We start from the raw sequence: 21,253 nt of genomic DNA, 5'->3' as shown, positions 1-21,253 counted from the left end.
CGATGGCGCTGCATGCAGCGGCCGAGCACGGTGCCTTCCAGGACGTCGAGGGCGGCAAACAACGTCGTGGTGCCGTGGCGGGTGTCGTCGTGCGTCTGAGCAGCGGGATGCCCAAGCCCGAGCGGCCGATTGGGACGGGTTCGCTCCAGAGCCTGGATCTGGGACTTTTCGTCGATGGACAGCACGACGGCGTGGGCGGGCGGTTGCATATAGAGACCGACGACATCCTCGACCTTTTCGGCGAAGGCCGGGTCGTGGAAGCGCTTGAAGGTCGGCACTCGATGCGGTTGCAGGCGGTGCTCCTGCCAGATCCGCTGCACGGAGCGGAGTGAGATGCCGGTCCGCGCAGCGACGGCGCGGCCGGTCCAGTGCGTGACCTCGTCCGGCGGTTCCGAACACGTCAGCGCCAGCACCTTCGCCACTGTGTGGGTGGAATGCGGCGGGGTGCCGGGTGGGCGGGTCTTGTCCCGCAGCAGGCCCTCAACGCCCTCCTCGGCAAAGCGCTGCTGCCAGCGCCAGACTGCGGGCCGGCTGACGCCGGCCTGCCGAGCCACGTCCTGCACGCTCAAGCGTTCGAACGAGAGCAGGACGATGCGCGCCCGCAGGATGTGCTTGAGCGGGCGGGATCGATCACCGGCGATCGTGGACAACGCCAACTTGGTGGCGTCGTCGAGGAGCACGCAGACGGTCTGAGCCATCGCCCAGACTCGCATGCATCACGCCCCCCGTGAATCCTCTGACCGCGTCAGTGCACTAGAGCGGTTTCGCCCATCACCTGTCGGCTTCACCTGATTGTGCGTCGGGCCGGGGCCATGGCTTTGGTCTGGTCGGCGGTTCGCGCTCAGCCTCGGTGATGGCTGCCTGCAAATAAGCATGAGCCTCGCGTGCATGGGCCGTGAGCCGTTGCAACGAGACGTAGCGCTCCTGCACCGTCCTGCAGGCCGCGATCACCTCGCCGATGACTGGGACGAATGTCGCCGTGCGGCGCAGTTCCTGACACGCCGCTGCGACCACAGCTGGCTGGAATCTGAGCTCGACCAGATCGAAGCACAGCGCGTTGAGGTAGGTGGCCGGGTTCGCGGGCTGCCGGGGCATAGTGTCAAACAAGACCGCGACCGCCGCAGTGGGCGCCTTGTCCGGAAGTTGGCTGAGAGCCGCCGCGACCACAGCCGAAATCCGATCGAGCGTCGCCTCGGATGGTATCGCGGCCAGATCCCTGCGCGCGTGGCCCATAGCAGCGCGGTCGCTTCGAAGCACCGAGGCATACGGGTTCGAGAGCGCGACCGCGCACCAATCGATCGGACCGATCTCGGTCAGCAGACGCTCAACCCGCAGATGGGTCTGCTCGTCGAGCAGAGGGTTCCGACCGGCCCGCGCGACAGTGCGACCGGAGCTTGGCTCAGTCGCCATGGTCGAGGTTCCTCATCAGGGCTTCGATCGCGCTAAACGACTGCCGGCCGTTCGGCCGTGACGGCGCATGCCGCGGTGCGGGCTCGTCACAGCCCACCTGCCGGCGTTCAACCAGGTCTTTGCGTGAGCCGTGAACGTTGGATTCTCGCCGGCCCGCTCAGCCGCGAAGCGCTCGGCGCCGGTGATCAGCTCCTTCGGCGTCGCCTTTTGGTCGCGCATGATGCGCTCGAACACGGGCTGCGCCGCGGCCTTGCCAACCTTGCGCGGTTAGGCCTCCCAGAACCGATCAAACGCTGATGCATCGAGCGATTCAGACCTTGTTCCTTTCCCTCGTTCTTTCTTCCCTTGTTTGGGGGACTGTTTCGTCCCTACCCGCGGAGATGCGCCAGGAGCTGCGTAGGAGGGCGAAAAACCGTTTGTTATCAATATGAGAGTTAACTGTCGACGGAGTCAGCCGGACCTGCCCGAAAGGGCCTTATCAGCTTCCCAAGCTGAATGTCGTCGGTTCGATCCCGATCGCCCGCTCCATACGCTTTCCTGTCATCGTTGAACGGGCTTGCGAACGCGCAAGTTTGATCACCTGACTGCGCCATCCGGACTATGCCCCGCACGGCGCGAGACCGAGATCTCGCGATCCGAAGAGCTATCCGCTCGCCGACGCGGCACTTACGAGGGCCTCCGTCTCAGCGGGTGCTGCGAAACGCAGACGCACCGCGTTCGTGGGTCGGATGCCGAACCGGATGGGACGGCTTAGCCAAGCTGCTGGTCGGGCCAATCACTCCGCCGGCCTACCTCGATTGGCGGATTCGGCCCAGCACAGCGCCTCGATAGACTGCCCTTCGCAGGGAGCCCCCGACACCTCCGTCCGACGGCGGCGACCGGGAGGTTCGGGACGGGGTGCAATGGCTTTGCGTCGAGACACGGCTGGCTTCGGGTTTGACCACGCCGCCGGGCTGAACTGGCTTGCGACCGGCGCCCCGGGGGCGGCAATGGAGCGGCCCTCCGGACGGAGCGCGCGACGCCGGACCCGCCCCGCTGACTTGCCGCGCCTCGGGCTCGCCGCCATCCCCTGGATCCTGTTGATCCTGCTGGCGCCGTTAAGCGGCGAGCAGCTCAAGCTTCCGGGACTCGATAAGGCCGTCTGGCTCGGCGCCGACCTGGCTGCCTTGGCCTTCCTGGTCCTGCGGCGGGATCTGACCAGCACGCTGTTCGGAAGCCGACCGATCCTTCTGCTCTGGCCAGCGCTGGCCATGCTGTCGGCGGCCTGGTCCCTGACACCGGGCATCACGGCCTATCACGGTCTCCAGCTGCTCGCCACGATCGTGGCCGGCATCGCCCTGCGCGCCACGGTGGGACTGTCGGGCATCGTCCGGATCGTCTTCTTCGGGCTGCTCGGGGGGCAGATCCTGTCGGTCGTGCTGGGCGTGGCCGCCCCCGGCATGACCCGCGGGCTCAGCGGCGAATGGTCCGGCGTCTACTCGCACAAGAACGTGCTGGGGAGCCTGATGAGCCTCCAGCTCCTCTGCGCCGCGTGCCTGTTCCTCCAGGGCTGGCACCGGCTCCTGACCGGTGCCGCCTTTCTCGGAGCGCTGGGGCTGCTCGCATCGTCCCATTCCGCCACCGCCCTCGTGGCCGGTGCCCTCGGGCTCGCGCCACTCGTCGTCATCATCGCGTGGCGCCAGGGAAACCTCGTCACGGGCTTCTGCCTCGGCGTGGCCATCGCGCTTGCCGGCATCGGCATCTTGATTGCGGCGACCCACGGGGCTGCCCTGTCGACGAGCCTCCTCTCCGATCTCGGAAAGGACACGACGCTCACCGGGCGTACGATCCTCTGGCAATTCGGGATCGACCAGTTCTGGCGGGAGCCCTTCATCGGGATCGGCTACAAGGCCTATTGGGAAAGCCCGATTACCACGGCCCCCTATCTCCACTTCACCACCAAGCAGAAGGTCTGGTTCTTCCACAACAACTTCATCGACATCGCCGTAGCTTTCGGAACCGTCGGCCTGCTCGTCTTCGCCTGCGTCCTGCTCGATACGGCGCGTCGAATCATCCGGCACTTCGCTCGCTCACCCGGCTACGTGGAAGCCTGGCCGATCCTGTTCCTCGCGCAGATCACCGTGCTGATCTGCTTCGAATGCCCGCTCTTCGTGAACCACGGCGTGCATCAATTCCTGATGGCCGCGATCCTGCCGGTCCTGCGGTCACCGCGGGCGCGCTGACGATCCGCTGCCGGTCGCGTGAACCGGCGTCGAGACGCGCGAGGATGAGGCGCTTGAAGCTCCCACGCTTCGCGTGAAGCGTTTTCGGCCTTTCGAAAGCCCGCGGCCTTGTGAAGGGCAGCCGCCTCCTGCAGCCGTTGCTCGCTGCCGGCCGCAGGTTCCTAGACGTGCGCATGGCAGGCACCACGGTCTTCGTTGACGAAGCCTCGCACTACGGGACCATGTCGCCGCAATAGCGTCGAGAGATGGGGCTCCGGTCGGGGCGCTTTGCCCGGCCGGAGCCCCGCACGAGACCGCTCAGTTCAGCTTCTTGGTCAGCCGCAGGCAGAGGATGCCGGGCTTATCCGAGCCCGGGAACGGATGGCGGTCCGTCAGGCTGCCGTAGACATCGTGGTCGTCCCGGATCCCGAACACCTCGATGCGTGCGACGGTGAATTCGTCGAACTCGTCGACGATGCTCATGTCCAGCAGGTGCGGCTCGGTGACGGTCGGAGGATGGTTGATCTCGACGATCAGCAGGATCGTCCCGCCGGGCGCGCAGACACGCTTGAGCTCGCCGACGGTGCGACCGACATCCTCGACGTGATCGAGGGCGTTGAACATCGTGACGACGTCGAACCGGCCGCTGGGGAACGGAATGCTCTCGCTCGGCGCCGCGACGTAGCGCATCTGGTGGAGGCCGCGATTGAGCTTCACGTAGGAATCGGCCAGCGGATCGAGGCCGACCCGCTCCAGAGCCCCGGTGGCCCATTCCAGGCTTCCGACCGGGCCGCACCCGACATCAAGGACCCGTTTGCCGGCATAGAACTCGCGATCCAGGCCGAAGAACGTCGTGTAGAACGGCACCAGATGCGCGTTGTAGAAGCGCCCCTTCGACTTCCACAGGGTCTTCCGCCAGAAGGCCAGTTCGACCAGCTCCTTGATCGACGATCGCAGGGCGGGCCGCTGGGCGAGGAACCGGCCGGCGCTCTGCTTGATCAGTAGCATCTCATATCCTCCTGTCTCGATCGCGTCGCGTGCGTGGCACCCCTCGTCGCGTGGCCGGCGATGCCCCTGAACTGTTCGCGCGCGTCATGTCAGTGATCGCCGGATCGGGGCGGTGAAGGCACTCTGAGCCGGCGCGGCGGCTCGGGACACGAGCGAACCCATTTCGCAGGCGTTCGAGTGGCGAGACAGGTCATCCTTTCGGATAAAGACGCCGGGCCGCACGAGGTATCTGGGACCCGCCATGGGGCCGCTCGCCCGGACAACCGCAAACCCCCTCGCGCTGGCCGGATGATGCGCCGAAACGGACCGCGAAGCTTGGCTTTGTTCGCCGGCTCACACCGAAAGGCGTAGCCGGCATCCGCCGACTTTGCGCTTGGTCCGGACCGCGACCGTGGCACGCTCGCCGTCGAAGCACTGGAACGCTCGAGGATCGCGCGCACAGGGGTGATGCCCCCCCCGCGGGTCCCACGGCCCCAGCGCCTTCAGGAGCCACCCGGCCGCCGCGCTGCCGCTGCGTCCGCCCCGCGAAGCTGGCAGCGAAGATTGACGATGATCAGATCTCTTTCAGCCTTGGATCCGAACGGTACTGTCCGGCTCCGGGAATCCCGGCTGGCGGGCATGGTCTCCTTCGCACAGGCGCGGCCCTACCTAATCCTGCTCGCGCAGATCGCCGCCCTCCTGACGATCATCAAGCTGTCCCGGGTCATCGACGAGCGGAACAACTATTACATCATGGTCCTGCCGTTGGTGCTCGCCGCCACGATGCTCCGTCGGACCTATGCCGCTTCTGACACAGCCGCGGTTCGGCTGCTCCAATTGATCGGCGTGATCTCGGGCGCCTACGCACTCGTTCACTACCCGCTCTTCCCGATGGTCGAGCACGGTTTCAAGGCGACGATAACGCTTTGGGCCATCGTGGGCCTCTGGATCGCGTCGGCGGCATCCGGAATCCTGTGCCTGCGCTGGCCGTCGCTCGGCGTCGTCGGGGCAGCCTATCTGGTCTGGAGCAAGCTTGCTGTCAGCCGGGTGACGGGCCTCTGGCACGGGCACATCATCGATGTTGTCCCGCTGGCGGAGGTCAGCTTCTGCCTGCTGGCCGGCCTCGCCGTCATCGCGGTGACCGATCGCGTGCGCGCCCGGCCAGACCTGACCGAGTCCGCGCGAGGCGACGTGGCGACGGCGCGCGCGCTGTTCTCGAAAATCCTGATCGCCGCGGCGATCAGCATCCATCTGGGCAACTACTACTCATCGTTCCTGGCAAAGGTGACTTTGGATGCCGGCCCGACATCCTGGCTGCTCGCCAACGACCCCGCGAAACTGTTCAGCGTCGGTCTCGACAACAATCACGTGTTCTACGCGAGCTGGTCCTGGCTGGTGGAAGGCATGCGGGCGGTCCTGAACCAGGGCGGAGCGGTGACGAACGCGCTCATCCTGCTCGCGCAAGGCGCGGCGCTTGTCGGTATCCTGATGCCGCGGCGCTGGCTCCTGCTCCTGCTCCTCGGCTTCGACGCGATGCACCTGTCCATCGTGATCGTCATGGGCGCCAATTTCGCCCCCTGGATCCTGCTGAACCTGGCGATCGGCGCCGTTGTCGTCAGCCGGCACTATCAGCGGCCGCCGCTGCTGGTGGGAGTCCTCTCGGTGCTGTTCATCCTGACCGACAACAGCTTCATGACCCAGGCGCGGCTGGGTTGGTACGACACCGCCGCGAACAACAAGATGTATTTTCAGGCGGTCGACAAGGATGGCGGACGCCATTACGTCCCGACGAACTTCTTCACCTTCTACTCGTATCCCTTCGCCCACATGGCCTACGGATCGCCGGACGCCGAGACCGCCTTCGCCCTCGACAACCCGAACGGCGGAACGCAGGTCTACCGTAAGGTGCTGGCCTCGCTGACATGCGACGTCCCGGTCCTGACCGCCCGGGACGGCGCCGGGCAGGACCTCTCGAAGAACGAGATCGATCGGCCCGCCGTCGACGCCTATATCCGCGGCTATCACGGCCTGGTCAGCAGGATTGCGGAAACGCTCGGATCCTTCCCCCACGCCCTCTACCCGCACCACTTCTTCGTACCGCTGCAGCACGGGGCGAGCTTCGACGGCGTGGCCCTGAACGACGTCGTTGCCTACATCTACCGGCGCGAATCCGTCTGCCTCGGCATGCAGGACGGCGTGCCGGTCCGGCGGCTGGTCTCGCAAGCCGAGCATCGGATCGAGCTGAGGCCATGAGCGACGCCAATCTGACCGTCGTCTACGACGGCGAATGCCCGTTCTGCAGCAATTACGTGCGCCTGATGGCCCTGCGCCGGTCGGTCGGCACCGTGGCGCTGGTCGATGCCCGGGCCGGCGGCCCTCTGGTCGAGGATCTGGCCCGGCGCGGTTATGATCTCGACAACGGCATGGTCGTGCGCCACGGCCGCAGCCTGTATTATGGGCCGGATGCTCTGGTCCTGCTCTCGACGTTGAGCGAGGACAGAGGCGCAATCGGCCGGGTGCTGTCGCGGCTGCTCCGGAGCCCGACCCGCGCTCGCCTGCTCTATCCGGCGATGAAGCTCGGGCGGCGCGCGACGCTCGCGCTCCTCGGCCGCGGGCTGATCGCCCGGCCGGATCCCGGCCTGCCGCGCTGAAGCCTCCGGCCCGCGCGACCGGTTTCTGAACCGTCGACGGTCCCCGGCATCGGCCTTGCTGGTGCTCGCGCGCCGTCCTTCGACACGATACTCTCGACTTCTGAACGTGGGCGGTGTGGAAGGTGCACCATCCGGTCGCGATGCGCGCTACCTGCCCGGGCCGGTGCGCAGCACATAGGGGACGAGTCCGTTGGCCAGCGTGGACCTGAACTCCGATCTCGGCGAGGGCTACGGCGCCTACGCCTGCGGCGATGACGCGGCGATCCTCGGCATCGTCACTTCGGCCAACGTCGCCTGCGGCCTGCACGCGGGCGATCCCGAAATCATGGCCAGCACGTTCGCACTGGCCAAGGACCGTGGCGTGGCGGTCGGCGCCCATCCGGGCTTTCCCGACCTCTGGGGTTTCGGACGGCGGCGCATGCCGTTCAGCCCGCCCGAGATCGAGCGGCTGGTCGCCTACCAAGTGGGCGCCGCGCAGGCGCTCGCCGCCTATGCCGGCCACCGGATCACCTACGTGAAGGCGCACGGGGCGCTCGCCAATCTCGCCGCCGAGGATCGCGCGGTGGCCGACGCGATCGCGAAGGCGGTCCGGGCGGTCGACCGGGACCTGGCTTTGCTCGCCATCGCGCTCACCGCCCAAGTCGAGGCGGGCGAGGCGTGCCGCCTCGAAGTCCACCAGGAAATCTTCGCCGACCGCGGCTACACCGAGGCGGGCCTGCTGATCCCGCGCAACCAGCCCGGTGCCCTGATCACCGAGGCCGATGCGGCCGCGGAGCGGGTCCTGCGCATGGTCGAGGGCGGGGCGATCCTCACCGCCTCCGGCAAGGCGCTGCCGACGCCGATCCGCTCGATCTGCGTTCACGGGGATTCCGCCCACGCCGTCGCCACGGCCCGGGCGGTGCGCGCCCGGCTGGAAGGCGCCGGCGTCACGTTGGCGCCATTCCGCCCATGAGCGACGCCGAGCACGAGCCGCGGCTGCTCGATTCCGGCGAGGCGGCGCTGGTGGTGGAGTTCGGCAGCACGGTCGATCCCGACATCAGCGATCGCGTCCTGGCCTTGGACGACGCCCTCGGCGCCGATCCGCCCGAGGGCCTGCGCGAGCGCGTGCCGACCTACCGCTCCCTGATGCTCCACTACGATCCGCTGGTGCTCGATCGGGAGACGCTCGTTGCCCGCGTCCGTGCACTGGCCGCACAGACCTCCGCGCGCGCCGGCACGGCGACCCTCTGGACGTTGCCCTGCTGCTACGACGCTCCGCACGGGGAGGATATCGGCCAGGTCGCCGAGCGCACCGGCCTGCCGCCCGATGCTGTGGTGGCGACCCATGCGGGCGCGACCTACCGGGTCTACATGTACGGGTTCGCGCCGGGCTTCGCCTATCTCGGCGGCCTGCCCAAAACTCTGGCGGTGCCCCGGCGGGCGAGCCCGCGTCCGCCGCATCCGCGCAACGCCGTGGTGATCGGCGGCGGCCTCGCGGCGGTGGCGACGGTGCCGATGCCGACCGGCTGGTACGTGATCGGCGCGACCCCGGCCCGGCTCTACGCTCCCGAACGCGACGAGAGCTTCTTCGTAGGCGCCGGCGACCTGATCCGGTTCGAGCCGGTCGATGCGGCGACTTTCGCTGCGCTGGATGCGCGGGAAGCGGCGGGCGAGCGTGTCGCCCGTCGCGCGGAGGCTCGCCGATGACCGCCCTGGTCGTCGAGGCCGCGGGCCCCGGCATCACGCTGCAGGATGGCGGCCGGCACGGCTACCTGCGCTACGGCATCACGGCCGCGGGTCCGATGGATCCGCTGATGCACGCGACTGCCAACCGCGCGGTGGGCAATCCCCTGGACGCCACCGCCATCGAGGTTTCCACCGGCGGCCTGACGGTCACGGCCGAGCGAGGCCCTGTCGGGATCGCGATGGTGTCCCGGAGCTTCAGGATCGCCCTCGACGGCGCGGCCCTGCCGGATGCTGTGGCGGTGACGCTCGAACCCGGTCAGACGCTGACAGTCCGCGCCGGCGCCTCGGGCGCCTGGGGCTACCTCGCCGTGCGCGGGCGCATCGACGTGGCGCCGGTTCTCGAATCGACCGCGACGCATACCCGCTCCGGCCTCGGCGGCCTGAATGGGCGCGGACTCGCGGCCGGCGACCGCCTTGCCGTGGCCGAGGCCAGGCCCGGCGAGGTCTCCCCGCACCGGTTGATCGCCCCCTGGCTCGGCCGGGATCCCAGGGAAATCCGGGTCGTGCTCGGCCCGCAGGACGACTATTTCGCCCCCGACCAGATCGCCGCCTTCCTCGCCGGCCCCTGGACCGTCTCGCCGCGCGGCGACCGCATGGCCTGTTTCCTGGACGGGACCCCGCTCAAGCACGCCAAGGGTCACGACATCGTCTCGGACGGCGTGGCGATGGGGGCGATCCAGGTGCCCGGCAACGGCCTGCCGATTATCCTGATGGCCGACCGGCAATCCACCGGCGGCTATCCGAAGATCGCCACCGTGATCGGCCCGGATCTCGGGCGTCTCGCCCAGGCGCAGGGCGGGACGCTCCTGTCGTTCCGGAGCGTCACCGTCGCGGAAGCGGTGGCCGCGCGCCGGGCCGAGCGCGACACGCTGCGCGCGCCGGTGCCGCGCGAGCCTGTGGTGCGCACGGATTTCGCGTCGGATTTCCTGCTCGGGCTCAACCTCGTCGATGGCGTCACCGATGGGCGCGCCTGATCGACGGGGCGCAGGGTGGTTCACCGCGCCGCAGGACCGCGTAACATGCCGGGCCGACCGAGTCCGGCGACCCAGATCCGAACCGAGAGAGAGCCCTCACGCATGGCGCACGCCGTCACCGCTTCGAGCACGCCGCCCCTGCGCAGCAACGAGCCCCTCAACGCGGATAGCGTCCGGCGCGCCCGGGTCGACCTGGCCGCCTGCCTGCGCTGGGCCGCGCGCAACGGCCTCGAGGAGGGGATCTGCAACCATTTCTCGGCGGTCCTGCCGGAGCGGCCGGACCTGTTCCTGGTCAATCCCTACGGCCTGGCCTTCGCCGAAGTGACGGCGTCGAGCCTGCTCCTGTGCGACTTCCACGGCAACGTCGTGGAGGGCGACGGCCAGCCCGAAGCGACGGCGTTCCACATCCATGCCGAGTTGCACCGGCTGAAGCCGAAGGCCCGGGCCGCCTTCCACACCCACATGCCCTACGCCACGGCTCTGGCCATGCTGGAGGGCCAGCCGCTGCTCTGGGCCGGGCAGACCGCCCTGCGCTTTCACGGCCGCATCGCCGTGGACGAAGAGTACAACGGGCTGGCGCTGGATTCCCGCGAGGGCGAGCGGATCGCCCGAAGCGCGGGCGACGCCGACGTGGTGTTCCTGAAGAACCACGGCGTGATGGTGCTGGGCGAGACCATCGCGGAGGCTTGGGATGACCTCTACTACCTGGAGCGCGCCGCGCAGGCGCAGGTGCTCGCCATGAGCACGGGACGCACCCTGAAGGTCGTGCCGGAGGAGATCGTCAAGCACGTCGCCGCCCAGGAAGCCGCCGGACGCGCCGAAAGCGCGCGGCTGCACCTGGAAAGCGTCAAGCGCGTGCTGGCCCGGGACGAGCCGGCCTTCCTGGCCTGATCAGGGCGCCGTCCGGATCCGCTCCAGCAGAGCGGGATCGGCGTAGCCGTCCGCCGGCAGACCCTGCGAGCCCTGATAGGCCCGCAGGGCCGCCCGGGTCTTCGGGCCGATCTTCCCGTCGACGCCGCCGGTGGCGTAACCGCGCTCGGTCAGCCGGGTCTGGAGGTCGCGGCGCTCGTCGCCGGTGAGGGCGCGGTCGCCCCGGGGCCAGTCGTGCGACAGACCCGGATCGCCGCGCAGGCGGTCCGAGAGCAGCGCCACCGTCAGCGCGTAGGCGAGCGCCGTGTTGTAGCGCAGGATCACCGCGAAGTTCGGCTGGAGCAGGAAGGCGGGGCCGCGGATGCCCGCCGGAAGGATCAGGGTCGCCTGCGCAGACTCATCCGCGATCGGACGGTCATGCGCAGGCTTAACGCCGAGGTCCCGCCAGGCCGCGAGACTGCGCGGTGTCGTCTCATCGGCGCGTGCGGCGTCGAACCCCTCCGGGAGAACGACCTCGTAGCCCCAGCCCTCGCCGGATCGCCAGCCATGGGCGCGCAGGTAATTCGCCGTGGAGGCGAGCGCGTCCGGTGCCGAGGTCCAGATGTCCCGCTTTCCGTCGTCGTCGAAATCGACTGCGTGGCGCTGGTACACGGTCGGCATGAACTGGGTATGGCCCATGGCGCCGGCCCAAGACCCGGTCAAGCCGCCCGGCATCCGGTCGAGCGGCGCCTCGTCGCGCGCCAGGATCTGCAGGGCGGCGGTCAGCTCGTCGCGCCAGTAGGCGGCCCGGGTGGGATCGCCGCAGCTCAGGGTCGCGAGCGAGCGCACCACCGGCTTCACCACGCCGGGATTGTCGAGCACGGTTCCGTAGGTCGATTCCACGCCCCAGAAGGCAACCAGAGTGTAGCGGTCCACGCCGTACTGGGTCTCGATCGCCGCGAGCGGCCCTGCCAAGGCGGCGAGCTTGCGCTGGCCCGCCTCGATCCGCGCCGGCGTGACGCTGGCGTCGATGTAGTCCCAGATCGGCCGGACGAACTCGCCCTGGTTCTGGGTGGCGGCCAGCACGTCCGGGTCCGGCTCCAGGCCGCCGAGCTGCGCCTGCGCGACCGCCTGCGGTACGTCGTGCGCGGTCGCCCAGGCGATCAGATCGGTGCGGCACGTCTCGAAGGATGGGGCGGGCGCGGGAGGCGGCGCCGGCTCCGGCGCCGCGACGGCGAGCCCCGGTGCCAGCGCCAGGGCCGCGATCCCGAGCCTGAAGGCGCACAACCCCGGATGCCTGCCGTGCCGCGATGGGGAAGCCGACTTGATGCGATCGTCCATCGAAGTCTCCGGCTCCAAGCCTGACATGCGGTTTCCGGTCGAAGCGCGTCCCACCGTCATCGCGAGCACAGCGAAGCAACCGGGGGAAACGCGACATTCGAAGACCGCGCGCCGCACTGGGTTGCTTCGCTGCGCTCGCAATGACGGCGAGCGGCCGAGCGATCGACCCCGTGCCGTCTTATCGGCTGAGCCCGGCGGTTTCCAGGGATCGGCCGCCAGGGCCAGGATGGGTTTCCTTCACCAGAAGCCCTACTTTCGGTCAGGACATCCGGCGGAGACCCAACCGTGAAGCGATCCGTCCGTGCCGTGCCCGGCATCGCAGCCCTGCTCAGCGCCGGTCCGGCCTGCGCCCTGGAAGTCACCCGCAGCCGGGATATCCCGGCGCCGCCCGCGGCGGTCTGGGCGCTGGTCGGCGAGTTCTGCGCCATCAGCCTGTGGCACCCGCAGGTCGAGCGCTGCATCCTGTCGCGCGAGGATGACGACGACGGCATCCGCGCGCAGATCCGCGGCCTCGTGACCAAAGGCGGGCTCGGGACGATCGTCGAGGTCGAGACCGCCCGCGACGAGGCGGCCATGAGCTACAGCTACAGCTTCATCCAGGGCCCGCTTCCGGTGCGCTCCTACAACGCGACGCTGGCGGTTCGGCCGAACGGCGCGGGCTCAACCGTGATCTGGACCGCCACCTTCGACGCCGAGGGCCTGACCGACGCGGAGGCCGTCAAGGACATCACCGGCGTCTACGACGTGGGCCTCGCCGGCATCGCCCGCGAAGTCGCCCGCTAGGCGGCCAGTCCGCACAGGCAATTGACGCGGTGCAGCAGAAAAAGCTCGCCTCCGTGCGCATCCTTAACAATGTGAGCAGCGTCGGCGGGCCCGATCGCCCGGCCGATTCCCGGAGGTCGTGTTCAAGGCAGAGACCCGCATGCGTCGTCACCGCCACGCCAAGATCGTCGCCACGGTCGGTCCCGCAAGCTCCGCACCCGACCGGCTGCACGCTCTGTTCCTCGCCGGGGTCGATACCTTCCGGCTCAATTTCAGCCACGGGGTGCAGGAAGATCACGCCAAGGTCCATGCGGCGATCCGGGCGCTGGAACGCGAGGTCGGCCGCCCGATCGGCATCCTGCAGGACCTGCAAGGCCCCAAGATCCGGATCGGTACGCTGCAAGGCGGCCGCCTCGACCTCGTGGCCGGCGAGACGATCCGCTTCGTGCTCGAAGGAGCCGAAGGCGACAAGCAGGCCATTCCGCTCCACCACCCGGAGATCTTCGCCGCGGTCGTACCCGGGCAGGAACTCCTGATCGACGACGGGCGTGTGCGGGTGCGCGTCGTCGGGCCGGACCGGGATTCGATCACCGCCGAGGTGGTGACCGGCGGCCCGATCTCGAACCGCAAGGGCGTCAACCTGCCCGGCACCCTGCTGGACCTGTCGCCGCTCACCGAGAAGGACCGGGCCGACCTCGCCTTCGGGCTCGGACTCGGCGTCGATTGGGTGGCCCTGTCCTTTGTCCAAAAGCCGTCCGACGTGATCGAGGCGCGCGGGATCATCGGCGACCGCGCCGGCATCATGTCGAAGATCGAGAAGCCGCAGGCGCTGGAGCGGATCGACGACATCATCCGGCTCTCGGACGCCGTGATGGTCGCCCGCGGCGATCTCGGCGTCGAGATCCCGCACGAGGACGTGCCCGGGCGGCAGAAGGAGTTGATCCGCGCTTGCCGGCTCGCCGTGAAGCCGGTGATCGTGGCAACCCAAATGCTCGACTCGATGGTCCAGGCGCCGGCACCGACCCGGGCTGAGGCCTCCGATGTCGCCACGGCCATCTACGACGGCGCCGATGCGGTGATGCTCTCGGCGGAATCGGCCACCGGGAAATATCCGGTGGAGGCGGTATCGATGATGGACCGGATCATCCGCAGCGTGGAGGGCCACAAGCTCTACCACTCGATCGTGGCCGCCTCCGAGCCCGGCGAGGAGGAGACGCCGCCCCATGCCGTGGCGACCGCCACCGCGGATCTCGCCGAGGCGGTGCGGGCCGCCGCGATCGTGACCTACACGACGAGCGGTACGACGGCGGCGCGTGTCGCCCGCAAGCGCCCCGCCTCGTCGATCCTGGCGCTGACGCCGAGCCTCGCCACGTCCCGCCGGCTGTGCCTGCTCTGGGGCGCGCACAGCGTGCATACCGACGATGTCGATTCCTACGAGGAGATGACCGCCAAGGCCGGCCTGCACGCGCAGGCGGAAGGCTTCGCCAAGCCGAACGACATCATCGTCGTCACCGCCGGCATCCCGTTCCATACGGTGGGCAACACCAACAACATTCGCCTGATGCAGGTGTGAGGCCGGGGGCCGGGGAACGTCGCCCGCGCATCGTCCGTTAATGGACAAGCTGCGCCGTTTTGGCGCGAATACCGGAGAGAGCCATGAGCCTGATCGGACGCATCGTCACCAAGCTTCTCGGCAACGAGAACCGCCCCATCGACCGCGACGACCGGAACGCCAGCACGGCGACGCCGATCGGCCGTCTGGTCACCAAGATCCTGGGCAAGTAAGGGGCCCGCTCGCCGCGCGCCCGCAAGGGCGCGCGGCGCTGACCTCTCACGCCGTCAGTTCGCCACCGCGTTCGCGGTCTGCTTGAGGGTCGGCGAAGCCGGGACGGTGTGCTGCCAGAAGGTGCCGGTCCGGCCCTTTTCCAGCCCCTCCTGATACAGGGCCCGCATGTAGGCCGTATCGAAGCCCTTGGCGGCGGACACCTTCGGGCCGTTCTCGTCGATATAGGTGAGGTTGAAGCCCATCCCGTTGTTGCGCGCGAGCGCATAGGTCGCCGACAGTGTGGCGCGCGAGCGGGCACGGCTCGCCGTCGTGAACGAGCGCTCGACGATCGACAGGGTGTTGTTCTTCGTCACCTCGAAATCCGGCTCGAGACGGCCGTTGATCACCACGTAGATGTTAGCCTTGCCACCGGTGCGGATCCTGCCGTCACGCAGCAGCAGCGTCTGCGGGAGCGTGAAGACGGGCGTGACCACCGAGCCGTCGACATGCATCTCCTGGAAGCGCGAATCGGCGGCCGTCACGTCGATCATCTGCGGCGGGAACACCGCCGGGATGCTGGCCGAGGCGGCCAGCACGTCGCGGAACAGCTCCAGCGCGTTCGGAGCGCCGCTCGAGGCGATCACGCCCATGTTCCAGATCACGGCGCGCTGCGAGTCGAGATTGGTCGTGACCACCATGAGCCGCCGGCCCTTGGCGTGCTCCTCCGCGATGGCCGTGAGCAGCTCCGGCGTGACGTAGCGGCCGATCAGGTTGCGCAGCCGCCCGTCCCCGAACAGGCCCGAGCCGAACACGATGTTGGCGAGGTTGGGCGAGGTCACCAATTCGCCGGCGACGCCGCTGGTGTAGAACTCGGTGAGGTACGGATCGTAGGCCGGGCCCAGGAACGCGAAGGGGGCGATCAGCGCGCCGGTCGAGACGCCCGAGACCAGCGTGAATTCCGGACGGGTGCCGGAGGCGGTCCAGCCGTTGAGCACGCCGGCCCCGTAGGCGCCGTCCCCGCCGCCGCCCGACAATGCCAGGTAGTTGAAGCCGGCGGACCGGCGCTGCGGATTTCCGGCGAGCTCGGCGATGGTCTCGACCGAGGCGTCGGCATAGACCCGCGCGCCCGGGATGCCGGGCACGCTGGCGAAGGCCGCCTGCTCGGCCGTGTAGGCAGTGCGCGGGACGCTGCCGCAGGCCGCGACCTGGCCGGCCAGCCCGAGCGTGACCAGCGCCCGCAGCGCCCCCTGACGGTAACCCATCGTCCTCACCTTAAATAACAGCAACGCTCGCCCCTTCTGCCACACGAAAGCAGCTTGGCCGTGACCACGTTCCGGTCACGCTGAGCATTCGATGCGATTGCTCCGGCCTGTGACGCCGGCGCCACGCCCGGCCGGGCCGAGGCGAGCACGCGGCGACGGTAACCACCTTCCCCGATGCGGCGGCCATTGCCGGTGGACAGGGCTGGTCTCGGTCTCGAGGCCGCCCTTGCAAGCGTCGCGAGCGCCGCGCTAGGGTCCGGTCGTGGCCTGACGAGACAGGGTGTCGCACGCGATGCGGCAGCCGACGCGCATGGGTGACGCGCAAGGGTGCGGTCCGCACGGCCTTCCGGCCGAGGTTCCTGGCCGACCCGGACCGCAGATCGTCGCCCAGTCACAGCGCGCGGGCCGCAGGGGGCGGAGGGGGACTATGGAAGCGGGCCTGAGCTGGACGGATGATCGCGTGGCGCTCCTGCGCCGGTTGTGGGAAGACGGGCAGAGCGCGAGCAAGATCGCGGCGCAACTCGGCGGCGTCACACGCAACGCGGTGATCGGCAAGGTGCATCGCCTCGGCCTGGGCGGTCGTGCCCGGGGTGGCGAGGAAGCTCAGGTTGCGCCGCAGGCCGCCAAGGCCGTGGAGATCGAGACCGCCATCGCGGTGGTCGAGACCCAGGCGCCCGAGCCGGTGGCGATCCTCTCGCATCGCCCCGCGCCGGTCTTCCCGACGCCCGCCCCGGCGGCACCGGAGCCCGTGGCGCTGTCGGTGTCACAGCGGGTCACGATCATGGACCTGCGGGAATCCATGTGCCGCTGGCCGCTGGGCGATCCGACCACGCCGGAATTCCGGTTTTGCGGCGCCCGCTCGATCACCGGCCTGCCCTACTGCACGCATCACGCCGAGATCGCCTATCAGCCAGCCGCGGAGCGCAAGCGCGACCGGCGCGTCGCCTCGTTCCGCTAGGATCGTGTGCTCTAGCGGATCGGGACCCCGGTCTCGCTGAGGTAGCGACGGGTGCCGTCATGGATCTGCGCGGCCGGCACGATCCCGGAGAGGTTCTTCGCTTGGCTCGCCGAGCCCTGCGGGTGGCGCGCCGCCATGTCTGACCGGGCCAGGGCGCTGACGATCCGGTAGGCCGTGTCGGCCGTGAAGCCGGGCCGGACGAGAACGAGGCTCCAGGAGCCGATCGTCTCGATCGCATCAACCTGGCCGGGAAAGCTTCCGGGCGGGACCGTCAACCGCTGAAGCGTCGCTCCCGGCTGGGCGAGGCGGGCGATGCCGGGCTCGGACGGTCCGAAGAACCGAGCGCCGCCGGACGCGTGCGCCAGGGCGAGGAAGCCTGGCCAGCCGAGCCCTCCGCCCCAGAGTGCGTCCGCGCGCCCGTCCAGCACCATCGGCGGCCCGTCGCCGGCCCGGTCTAGCAGGATCGGGCGGATGTCGCGTTCGGGATCGAGCCCCGAAGCCTGGAGCGCGCTGCGGCCCATCAGCGTGAGGCCGGAATTGTGCGTGCCGAGCACAACGGGCCGGCCGCGCAAGTCGTCAACGGTACGGATCGCGCTTCCCGCCGGCACGGCGAACAGGCCGGGTGTCGGATACATCGGCGCGAGGATCGTGAGCCCGCCGGGCTCGGCCAGGGCCGGAGTGGCGTATTCTCCCTGGACCAACGCCAGGTCGACCCGGCCGGCACGCAGCAGCCCGATATTCTCCGCCGAGCCGCCACTAGCCCGTGCCTCGATGATCAGATCGGGATCCGCCGCCTGGACCGCCGCCACGAAGGCATCTCCGAAAGCCGGAAAGCCGCCGCCCGGCGTTGCGGTGGCGAGGATGACGCGCGTCGGCTCCGCCGCATGGGCCGACCGGCCGACGAGGAGGCCCAAGGCCGTGAGCAACCCGGCGCGGCGAGTCGGACCGCGGCCATCAGCCAAATGGCGCTTCATTTGAGCATCCTGGTCGTCCGCCCCCGGGCGTCCGCGGGGACCTGCCTTCATCCGGAGAACGATATTCCAGAAAAGGCCGGCGCATCAGAGACCTTCTTCCACGATTTCGGGTATTCCCCAGCGTCGGCAAAAAGAACTTTCGTACAGGACACTTAGCCTGATTGCCCCGGCTTCGGTGACGCGATATCGCAGCCTCGTGTCCGGCAGCGAGCCAGCGCTTCCCTTGGCTCGGGCCCGCCGGACCCGACATTGATCCGACCCGACACCTGCAGGAGTTCCGCGATGGCCGATTCCCTCAACGCGCCGGCAAAGGTCGGTCACGGCCGTGTCTACGGCTCGATCACCGAGACCATCGGCAACACCCCGCTGGTGCGCCTCAACCGCTTGCCCAAGGAGCACGGCGTCGACGCCGAGATCCTGCTGAAGCTCGAATTCTTCAACCCGATCGCGAGCGTGAAGGACCGCATCGGCGTCAACATGATCGACGCGCTGGAGGCCTCAGGCAAGCTGCAGCCCGGCGGCACGCTTGTCGAGCCGACCTCCGGCAACACCGGCATCGCGCTGGCCTTCGTGGCCGCGGCCCGGGGCTACCGGCTGATCCTGGTGATGCCCGAGACGATGTCCCTCGAGCGGCGCAAGATGCTGGCCTTCCTGGGCGCCGAGCTGGCGCTCACACCGGGCGCGCAGGGTATGAAGGGCGCCATCGCCAAGGCCGAGGAGCTCCTGAAGGAGATTCCGGGCTCGGTGATGCCGCAGCAATTCTCGAACCCGGCCAATCCCGAGATCCACCGCAAGACCACTGCGGAGGAGATCTGGACCGATACCGGCGGTCGGCTCGATGCGTTCGTGGCCGGCGTCGGCACCGGCGGCACCGTGACCGGCGTCGGCGAGGTGCTGAAGCCGCGCCTGCCGAACCTCAAGGTCTTCGCGGTCGAGCCGGTGGATTCCCCGGTGATCTCCGGCGGCCAGCCCGGCCCGCACAAGATCCAGGGCATCGGCGCGGGCTTCATCCCGGAGAACCTGCACACCGACATCCTCGACGGCGTGCTCAAGGTCTCGAACGATACCGCCTTCGAGACCTCGCGGGCGCTGGCCCGGCTGGAGGGTATCCCGGGCGGCATCTCGACCGGCGGCAACGTCGCGGCCGCGCTGGAACTGGCCAAGCGGCCGGAATTCCAGGGCAAGCGGATCGTCACAATCGCTTGTTCGTTCGCCGAGCGCTACATCTCGTCGGCCCTGTTCGACGGCATCGGCTAGCACGGTTTTGCGGAGGCGCGCCTCGCGCCGACGCTGACGTTTCCAGCCGCGTCGACCCCATAGGGCCGGCGCGGCTTTTCCTTTTGCGGGAAGCCGAGACGATACCGTGCTTAAGTTAGTTTTGAGTATTCAATTGCTACAACCCATTTACTACCGCAGATGACAGAATATCTATTGCCGACTGAAATCGATACCAAAGATATTACGGTCGATAAAATCTGAAGATTTAACGCAACCGCAGCCACTTTCCTCTCACTTTGACTGAGCCATGCGCCTTGAGCGGCACCATTCTTGGATTAGAAGCTTGGAAAAACCGCGCGCATAGGTCATCTGGATCGCTGGCCGTCGTTCCACCGACGATCCGGCACCGGACGGACTGACTCGCATGCGCTGGCTTCTCGTTCTCATCAGTTGCCTGCTTGCTCAGACGGCGCAAGCACAAGGCTTTGCGAGCCACGATCTCACGGCCGTCGTGGATCAGGTCAGGATCGCGATCGACCCGAAGGCGTCGGTGCAGGCGACGCCGCTGAGCCTGACCATGACGTGTTCGCCGTGCAAGGGTTCGCCCACGGTCGACATCGAGCTCGGACGGCTGACCGACGGGACCGAGAAGCGCGTGCGATCCGGGGAGACGTCCTTCGCCAAGCTCGAATCGCTCTGCATCAAGCAGAACCCCGATTGCCGCCTCTCATCCCTGCCGGTCAGCCCGGCGGTCGGATGGATCACGGTCTACGCGCTCGGGAATGGCGGGGGATCGACCGCGGTGATCCTGCGCGACGGCGACCTTCTGACGATCCAGGCCAAGGCGGACAGCCCCGGCCACGCCGAGGATTCGGTTCGGGCGCTCGTCCAGGGCGTGGCACCCAGGATCGTCGGGCCCTGAAGCCGCAGCCGCCCCGATTACGGCAGGCGGAGCACTGCCGGCGCCGGGGATCGGAACGCCCGACGCAACTCTGGTCTCCCGCCCCCGTTGTCCCGCAACAGCGCGACACAGGAGAGGCAGACGCCATGGCAGAGCAGACGAAGCGGCCGTCGTTGAAGGATTTCAACGCCAACGCGGACCGCAACGGCCAGGATCTCGGCCAGGATTCACCCCTCGACGTGGGATTGGCGGCCAACACCCAGACCGATCTGAAGCGGGACCCGGGGGGCGACGCCCAGGCAGCCCGGATCGCCTCCGGCACGCCGGGCTCGGACGCCACGGACGCAACCGAGGCCGAGACGCCGCCCGAGAACCTGAGGAAGTTGCAGGGCGATTTCGGTACCGCGTCCGGGAAGGGTTCGAATTTGGGCGAAGCGATCGACCGGGCGACCGCCGCGGTCGGCGAGGATGACGGGAAGCGGTGATGGGCAGAATTACCAGCGATTCCGGGACCGTCACGCGCAAGCCCGACGATACGGTCGGCTCACCGGGCGAGCACCCGGCCGGCGGTGGTCACCAGACCGCCGAGCAGGCGGCGATCACCGATATGGGCGCCGGCGGAGCGGCCAAGACCGAATCCAAGGAGGGCTGGGGCAAATCCGGCGAGGCCGGACGCGCACCGCCCGCTATTGGCGGCTCGTCGGGCGGCCATTCCGACCAGACAGCGTCACGGGGCCCGGCTGCTGACCAAAAAGTGGCCGACGGCCACTATCGCGTCGAGCAGGAGAACAGGAATGAGTGAGCGTGACGATCCGAAACCGAAGAAGCCGGCCAACGTGGCGCCCGACGGGGTGAAGGACCCGAACGAGAAGACCGACGGTAAGCCCGGGATGGGTCCGCAGGGCGGCAAGAGTCAGAACGACGAGACCGATCCGGGCAGCAGCTGAGGATCCTGGCGGGCGCAGCCGACCCAGAGGCATGCGTCTCCAGGTCGGCATGAGGTCCTTCCCGCAAGACAGCGGGACGCGAAGCGGCTGGACCGCCCGGACGATCCGATCCGGTGCATCATTCGGCCTCGGCGCAGGTGTGCCGACCCCCATCCCGTTGGTGCGAAACAGCGCCCTGCCCTGCCACCGTTTTCGGCGGCGATCCATTGGCCCGCGCTATCCTCGCCGACGCCGTGGGCTGAGGCCGAGCGCGACGGCAGGCGCCCTTCGCCGGCTCCGGCGTCGGACCCGTGGGTTTCACGCAGCCCTCTCGAAACAGATCCGCCGA

At 68.7% G+C, this 21,253-nt stretch carries 23 protein-coding genes; 16 read left to right on the top strand and 7 right to left on the bottom strand.

Annotated features, from left to right (window positions below; all coding sequences use genetic code 11):
- The 3 genes from AKJ13_RS13810 to AKJ13_RS31365 form a co-directional block, all read right to left on the bottom strand.
- Nucleotides 1-698: IS630 family transposase (locus AKJ13_RS13810; protein ID WP_144426245.1), on the bottom strand; the 698-nt coding region annotated here is incomplete at its 3' end.
- 73 nt (nt 699-771) lie between these two features.
- Entirely contained in the window at nt 772-1,410 is a 639-nt protein-coding gene (locus AKJ13_RS13805) for a hypothetical protein (protein WP_050733848.1), read from the bottom strand.
- 15 nt (nt 1,411-1,425) lie between these two features.
- Nucleotides 1,426-1,644 carry a hypothetical protein gene (locus tag AKJ13_RS31365; protein ID WP_144426244.1) on the bottom strand — a complete coding sequence of 73 codons (219 nt, stop codon included), beginning with the start codon at nt 1,642-1,644 and terminating at the stop codon, nt 1,426-1,428.
- A gap of 668 nt (nt 1,645-2,312) precedes the next feature.
- Between AKJ13_RS31365 and AKJ13_RS13800 the strand changes: the two genes are divergently transcribed.
- Nucleotides 2,313-3,632 carry an O-antigen ligase family protein gene (locus tag AKJ13_RS13800; RefSeq protein ID WP_082316949.1) on the top strand — a complete coding sequence of 440 codons (1,320 nt, stop codon included), beginning with the start codon at nt 2,313-2,315 and terminating at the stop codon, nt 3,630-3,632.
- Nucleotides 3,633-3,929: 297 nt separating this feature from the next.
- On the opposite strand, the gene AKJ13_RS13795 is transcribed toward AKJ13_RS13800, so the two are convergent.
- Nucleotides 3,930-4,619: a class I SAM-dependent methyltransferase gene (locus AKJ13_RS13795; protein WP_050733846.1), complete on the bottom strand. Its 690-nt coding sequence runs from the start codon at nt 4,617-4,619 to the stop codon at nt 3,930-3,932.
- Nucleotides 4,620-5,237: 618 nt separating this feature from the next.
- Here AKJ13_RS13795 and AKJ13_RS13790 point away from each other — a divergent pair.
- The 6 genes from AKJ13_RS13790 to AKJ13_RS13765 all read left to right on the top strand — a co-directional run bounded on the left by AKJ13_RS13790 (nt 5,238) and on the right by AKJ13_RS13765 (nt 10,839).
- Nucleotides 5,238-6,851 (top strand): hypothetical protein, encoded by a 1,614-nt coding sequence (locus AKJ13_RS13790; RefSeq protein WP_244471600.1) that lies wholly within the window; start codon nt 5,238-5,240, stop codon nt 6,849-6,851.
- Nucleotides 6,848-7,249, top strand: coding sequence for a DCC1-like thiol-disulfide oxidoreductase family protein (locus AKJ13_RS13785; protein WP_050733844.1), 402 nt, complete (start codon nt 6,848-6,850; stop codon nt 7,247-7,249). Before AKJ13_RS13790 ends, AKJ13_RS13785 begins: the two co-directional genes overlap by 4 nt.
- Nucleotides 7,250-7,439: 190 nt before the next feature.
- Nucleotides 7,440-8,201 (top strand): 5-oxoprolinase subunit PxpA, encoded by a 762-nt coding sequence (locus AKJ13_RS13780; protein ID WP_050733843.1) that lies wholly within the window; start codon nt 7,440-7,442, stop codon nt 8,199-8,201.
- Nucleotides 8,198-8,935, top strand: a complete 738-nt coding sequence (locus AKJ13_RS13775) for an allophanate hydrolase subunit 1 (protein WP_050733842.1) — start codon at nt 8,198-8,200, stop codon at nt 8,933-8,935. Before AKJ13_RS13780 ends, AKJ13_RS13775 begins: the two co-directional genes overlap by 4 nt.
- Nucleotides 8,932-9,948 (top strand): biotin-dependent carboxyltransferase family protein, encoded by a 1,017-nt coding sequence (locus AKJ13_RS13770; RefSeq protein WP_050733841.1) that lies wholly within the window; start codon nt 8,932-8,934, stop codon nt 9,946-9,948. The genes AKJ13_RS13775 and AKJ13_RS13770 overlap by 4 nt, the downstream gene beginning before the upstream one ends.
- 102 nt (nt 9,949-10,050) lie before the next feature.
- Nucleotides 10,051-10,839, top strand: coding sequence for an aldolase (locus AKJ13_RS13765; RefSeq protein ID WP_050733840.1), 789 nt, complete (start codon nt 10,051-10,053; stop codon nt 10,837-10,839).
- Here AKJ13_RS13765 and AKJ13_RS13760 read toward each other — a convergent pair whose 3' ends face one another.
- Nucleotides 10,840-12,138 carry a lytic murein transglycosylase gene (locus AKJ13_RS13760; RefSeq protein WP_050733839.1) on the bottom strand — a complete coding sequence of 433 codons (1,299 nt, stop codon included), beginning with the start codon at nt 12,136-12,138 and terminating at the stop codon, nt 10,840-10,842. It abuts the gene before it with no gap.
- A gap of 285 nt (nt 12,139-12,423) precedes the next feature.
- Between AKJ13_RS13760 and AKJ13_RS13755 the strand changes: the two genes are divergently transcribed.
- From AKJ13_RS13755 to AKJ13_RS13745, 3 genes are all read left to right on the top strand, one after another.
- Nucleotides 12,424-12,921: an SRPBCC family protein gene (locus AKJ13_RS13755; RefSeq protein WP_050733838.1), complete on the top strand. Its 498-nt coding sequence runs from the start codon at nt 12,424-12,426 to the stop codon at nt 12,919-12,921.
- Nucleotides 12,922-13,060: 139 nt separating this feature from the next.
- Complete coding sequence (pyk, locus tag AKJ13_RS13750) at nt 13,061-14,473, top strand: pyruvate kinase (protein WP_050733865.1); 1,413 nt, start codon at nt 13,061-13,063, stop codon at nt 14,471-14,473.
- 83 nt (nt 14,474-14,556) lie between these two features.
- Entirely contained in the window at nt 14,557-14,685 is a 129-nt protein-coding gene (locus AKJ13_RS13745; RefSeq protein WP_007561257.1) for a hypothetical protein, read from the top strand.
- Between the two features lie 54 nt (nt 14,686-14,739).
- Here AKJ13_RS13745 and AKJ13_RS13740 read toward each other — a convergent pair whose 3' ends face one another.
- Nucleotides 14,740-15,927 carry a patatin-like phospholipase family protein gene (locus AKJ13_RS13740; protein ID WP_050733837.1) on the bottom strand — a complete coding sequence of 396 codons (1,188 nt, stop codon included), beginning with the start codon at nt 15,925-15,927 and terminating at the stop codon, nt 14,740-14,742.
- 427 nt (nt 15,928-16,354) lie between these two features.
- On the opposite strand from AKJ13_RS13740, the gene AKJ13_RS13735 reads away from it, so the two are divergent.
- Entirely contained in the window at nt 16,355-16,885 is a 531-nt protein-coding gene (locus AKJ13_RS13735; protein ID WP_007561252.1) for a GcrA family cell cycle regulator, read from the top strand.
- Nucleotides 16,886-16,896: 11 nt separating this feature from the next.
- On the opposite strand, the gene AKJ13_RS13730 is transcribed toward AKJ13_RS13735, so the two are convergent.
- A complete protein-coding gene (locus AKJ13_RS13730; protein WP_050733836.1) occupies nt 16,897-17,859 on the bottom strand; it encodes a TAXI family TRAP transporter solute-binding subunit in 963 nt (320 codons plus the stop codon).
- Nucleotides 17,860-18,141: 282 nt separating this feature from the next.
- Between AKJ13_RS13730 and cysK the strand changes: the two genes are divergently transcribed.
- The 5 genes from cysK to AKJ13_RS32275 all read left to right on the top strand — a co-directional run bounded on the left by cysK (nt 18,142) and on the right by AKJ13_RS32275 (nt 20,925).
- On the top strand, nt 18,142-19,116 hold the full coding sequence (gene cysK, locus AKJ13_RS13725) for a cysteine synthase A (protein WP_050733835.1): 975 nt from the start codon (nt 18,142-18,144) through the stop codon (nt 19,114-19,116).
- Nucleotides 19,117-19,588: 472 nt separating this feature from the next.
- Entirely contained in the window at nt 19,589-19,999 is a 411-nt protein-coding gene (locus tag AKJ13_RS13720) for a hypothetical protein (protein WP_244471599.1), read from the top strand.
- Nucleotides 20,000-20,124: 125 nt separating this feature from the next.
- Nucleotides 20,125-20,463, top strand: a complete 339-nt coding sequence (locus AKJ13_RS13715) for a hypothetical protein (protein ID WP_050733833.1) — start codon at nt 20,125-20,127, stop codon at nt 20,461-20,463.
- Nucleotides 20,463-20,780, top strand: coding sequence for a hypothetical protein (locus AKJ13_RS13710; RefSeq protein ID WP_050733832.1), 318 nt, complete (start codon nt 20,463-20,465; stop codon nt 20,778-20,780). Before AKJ13_RS13715 ends, AKJ13_RS13710 begins: the two co-directional genes overlap by 1 nt.
- A complete protein-coding gene (locus AKJ13_RS32275; RefSeq protein ID WP_200905633.1) occupies nt 20,773-20,925 on the top strand; it encodes a hypothetical protein in 153 nt (50 codons plus the stop codon). The genes AKJ13_RS13710 and AKJ13_RS32275 overlap by 8 nt, the downstream gene beginning before the upstream one ends.
- The last annotated feature ends 328 nt before the right edge of the window (nt 20,926-21,253 follow it).

The sequence above is a fragment of the Methylobacterium sp. ARG-1 genome, assembly GCF_001262595.1.
GTDB classification, from domain to species: domain Bacteria; phylum Pseudomonadota; class Alphaproteobacteria; order Rhizobiales; family Beijerinckiaceae; genus Methylobacterium; species Methylobacterium brachiatum.
Note: the sequence above shows the minus strand (reverse complement) of the source record. Positions and strands in the feature narration are given on the sequence as shown.

Bases quoted from the DNA above. Each gene is read 5' to 3' on its own strand.
- AKJ13_RS13760 (WP_050733839.1), bottom strand. From the start codon at position 12,138: ATGGACGATCGCATCAAGTCGGCTTCCCCATCGCGGCACGGCAGGCAT.
- AKJ13_RS13795 (WP_050733846.1), bottom strand. From the start codon at position 4,619: ATGCTACTGATCAAGCAGAGCGCCGGCCGGTTCCTCGCCCAGCGGCCC.
- AKJ13_RS13710 (WP_050733832.1), top strand. From the start codon at position 20,463: ATGGGCAGAATTACCAGCGATTCCGGGACCGTCACGCGCAAGCCCGAC.
- AKJ13_RS13770 (WP_050733841.1), top strand. From the start codon at position 8,932: ATGACCGCCCTGGTCGTCGAGGCCGCGGGCCCCGGCATCACGCTGCAG.
- AKJ13_RS13800 (WP_082316949.1), top strand. From the start codon at position 2,313: ATGGCTTTGCGTCGAGACACGGCTGGCTTCGGGTTTGACCACGCCGCC.
- AKJ13_RS13730 (WP_050733836.1), bottom strand. From the start codon at position 17,859: ATGAAGCGCCATTTGGCTGATGGCCGCGGTCCGACTCGCCGCGCCGGG.
- AKJ13_RS13765 (WP_050733840.1), top strand. From the start codon at position 10,051: ATGGCGCACGCCGTCACCGCTTCGAGCACGCCGCCCCTGCGCAGCAAC.
- AKJ13_RS13790 (WP_244471600.1), top strand. From the start codon at position 5,238: ATGGTCTCCTTCGCACAGGCGCGGCCCTACCTAATCCTGCTCGCGCAG.
- AKJ13_RS13735 (WP_007561252.1), top strand. From the start codon at position 16,355: ATGGAAGCGGGCCTGAGCTGGACGGATGATCGCGTGGCGCTCCTGCGC.
- AKJ13_RS13715 (WP_050733833.1), top strand. From the start codon at position 20,125: ATGGCAGAGCAGACGAAGCGGCCGTCGTTGAAGGATTTCAACGCCAAC.
- AKJ13_RS13745 (WP_007561257.1), top strand. From the start codon at position 14,557: ATGAGCCTGATCGGACGCATCGTCACCAAGCTTCTCGGCAACGAGAAC.
- cysK (WP_050733835.1), top strand. From the start codon at position 18,142: ATGGCCGATTCCCTCAACGCGCCGGCAAAGGTCGGTCACGGCCGTGTC.
- AKJ13_RS32275 (WP_200905633.1), top strand. From the start codon at position 20,773: ATGAGTGAGCGTGACGATCCGAAACCGAAGAAGCCGGCCAACGTGGCG.
- AKJ13_RS13785 (WP_050733844.1), top strand. From the start codon at position 6,848: ATGAGCGACGCCAATCTGACCGTCGTCTACGACGGCGAATGCCCGTTC.
- AKJ13_RS13775 (WP_050733842.1), top strand. From the start codon at position 8,198: ATGAGCGACGCCGAGCACGAGCCGCGGCTGCTCGATTCCGGCGAGGCG.
- AKJ13_RS13805 (WP_050733848.1), bottom strand. From the start codon at position 1,410: ATGGCGACTGAGCCAAGCTCCGGTCGCACTGTCGCGCGGGCCGGTCGG.
- AKJ13_RS13740 (WP_050733837.1), bottom strand. From the start codon at position 15,927: ATGGGTTACCGTCAGGGGGCGCTGCGGGCGCTGGTCACGCTCGGGCTG.
- pyk (WP_050733865.1), top strand. From the start codon at position 13,061: ATGCGTCGTCACCGCCACGCCAAGATCGTCGCCACGGTCGGTCCCGCA.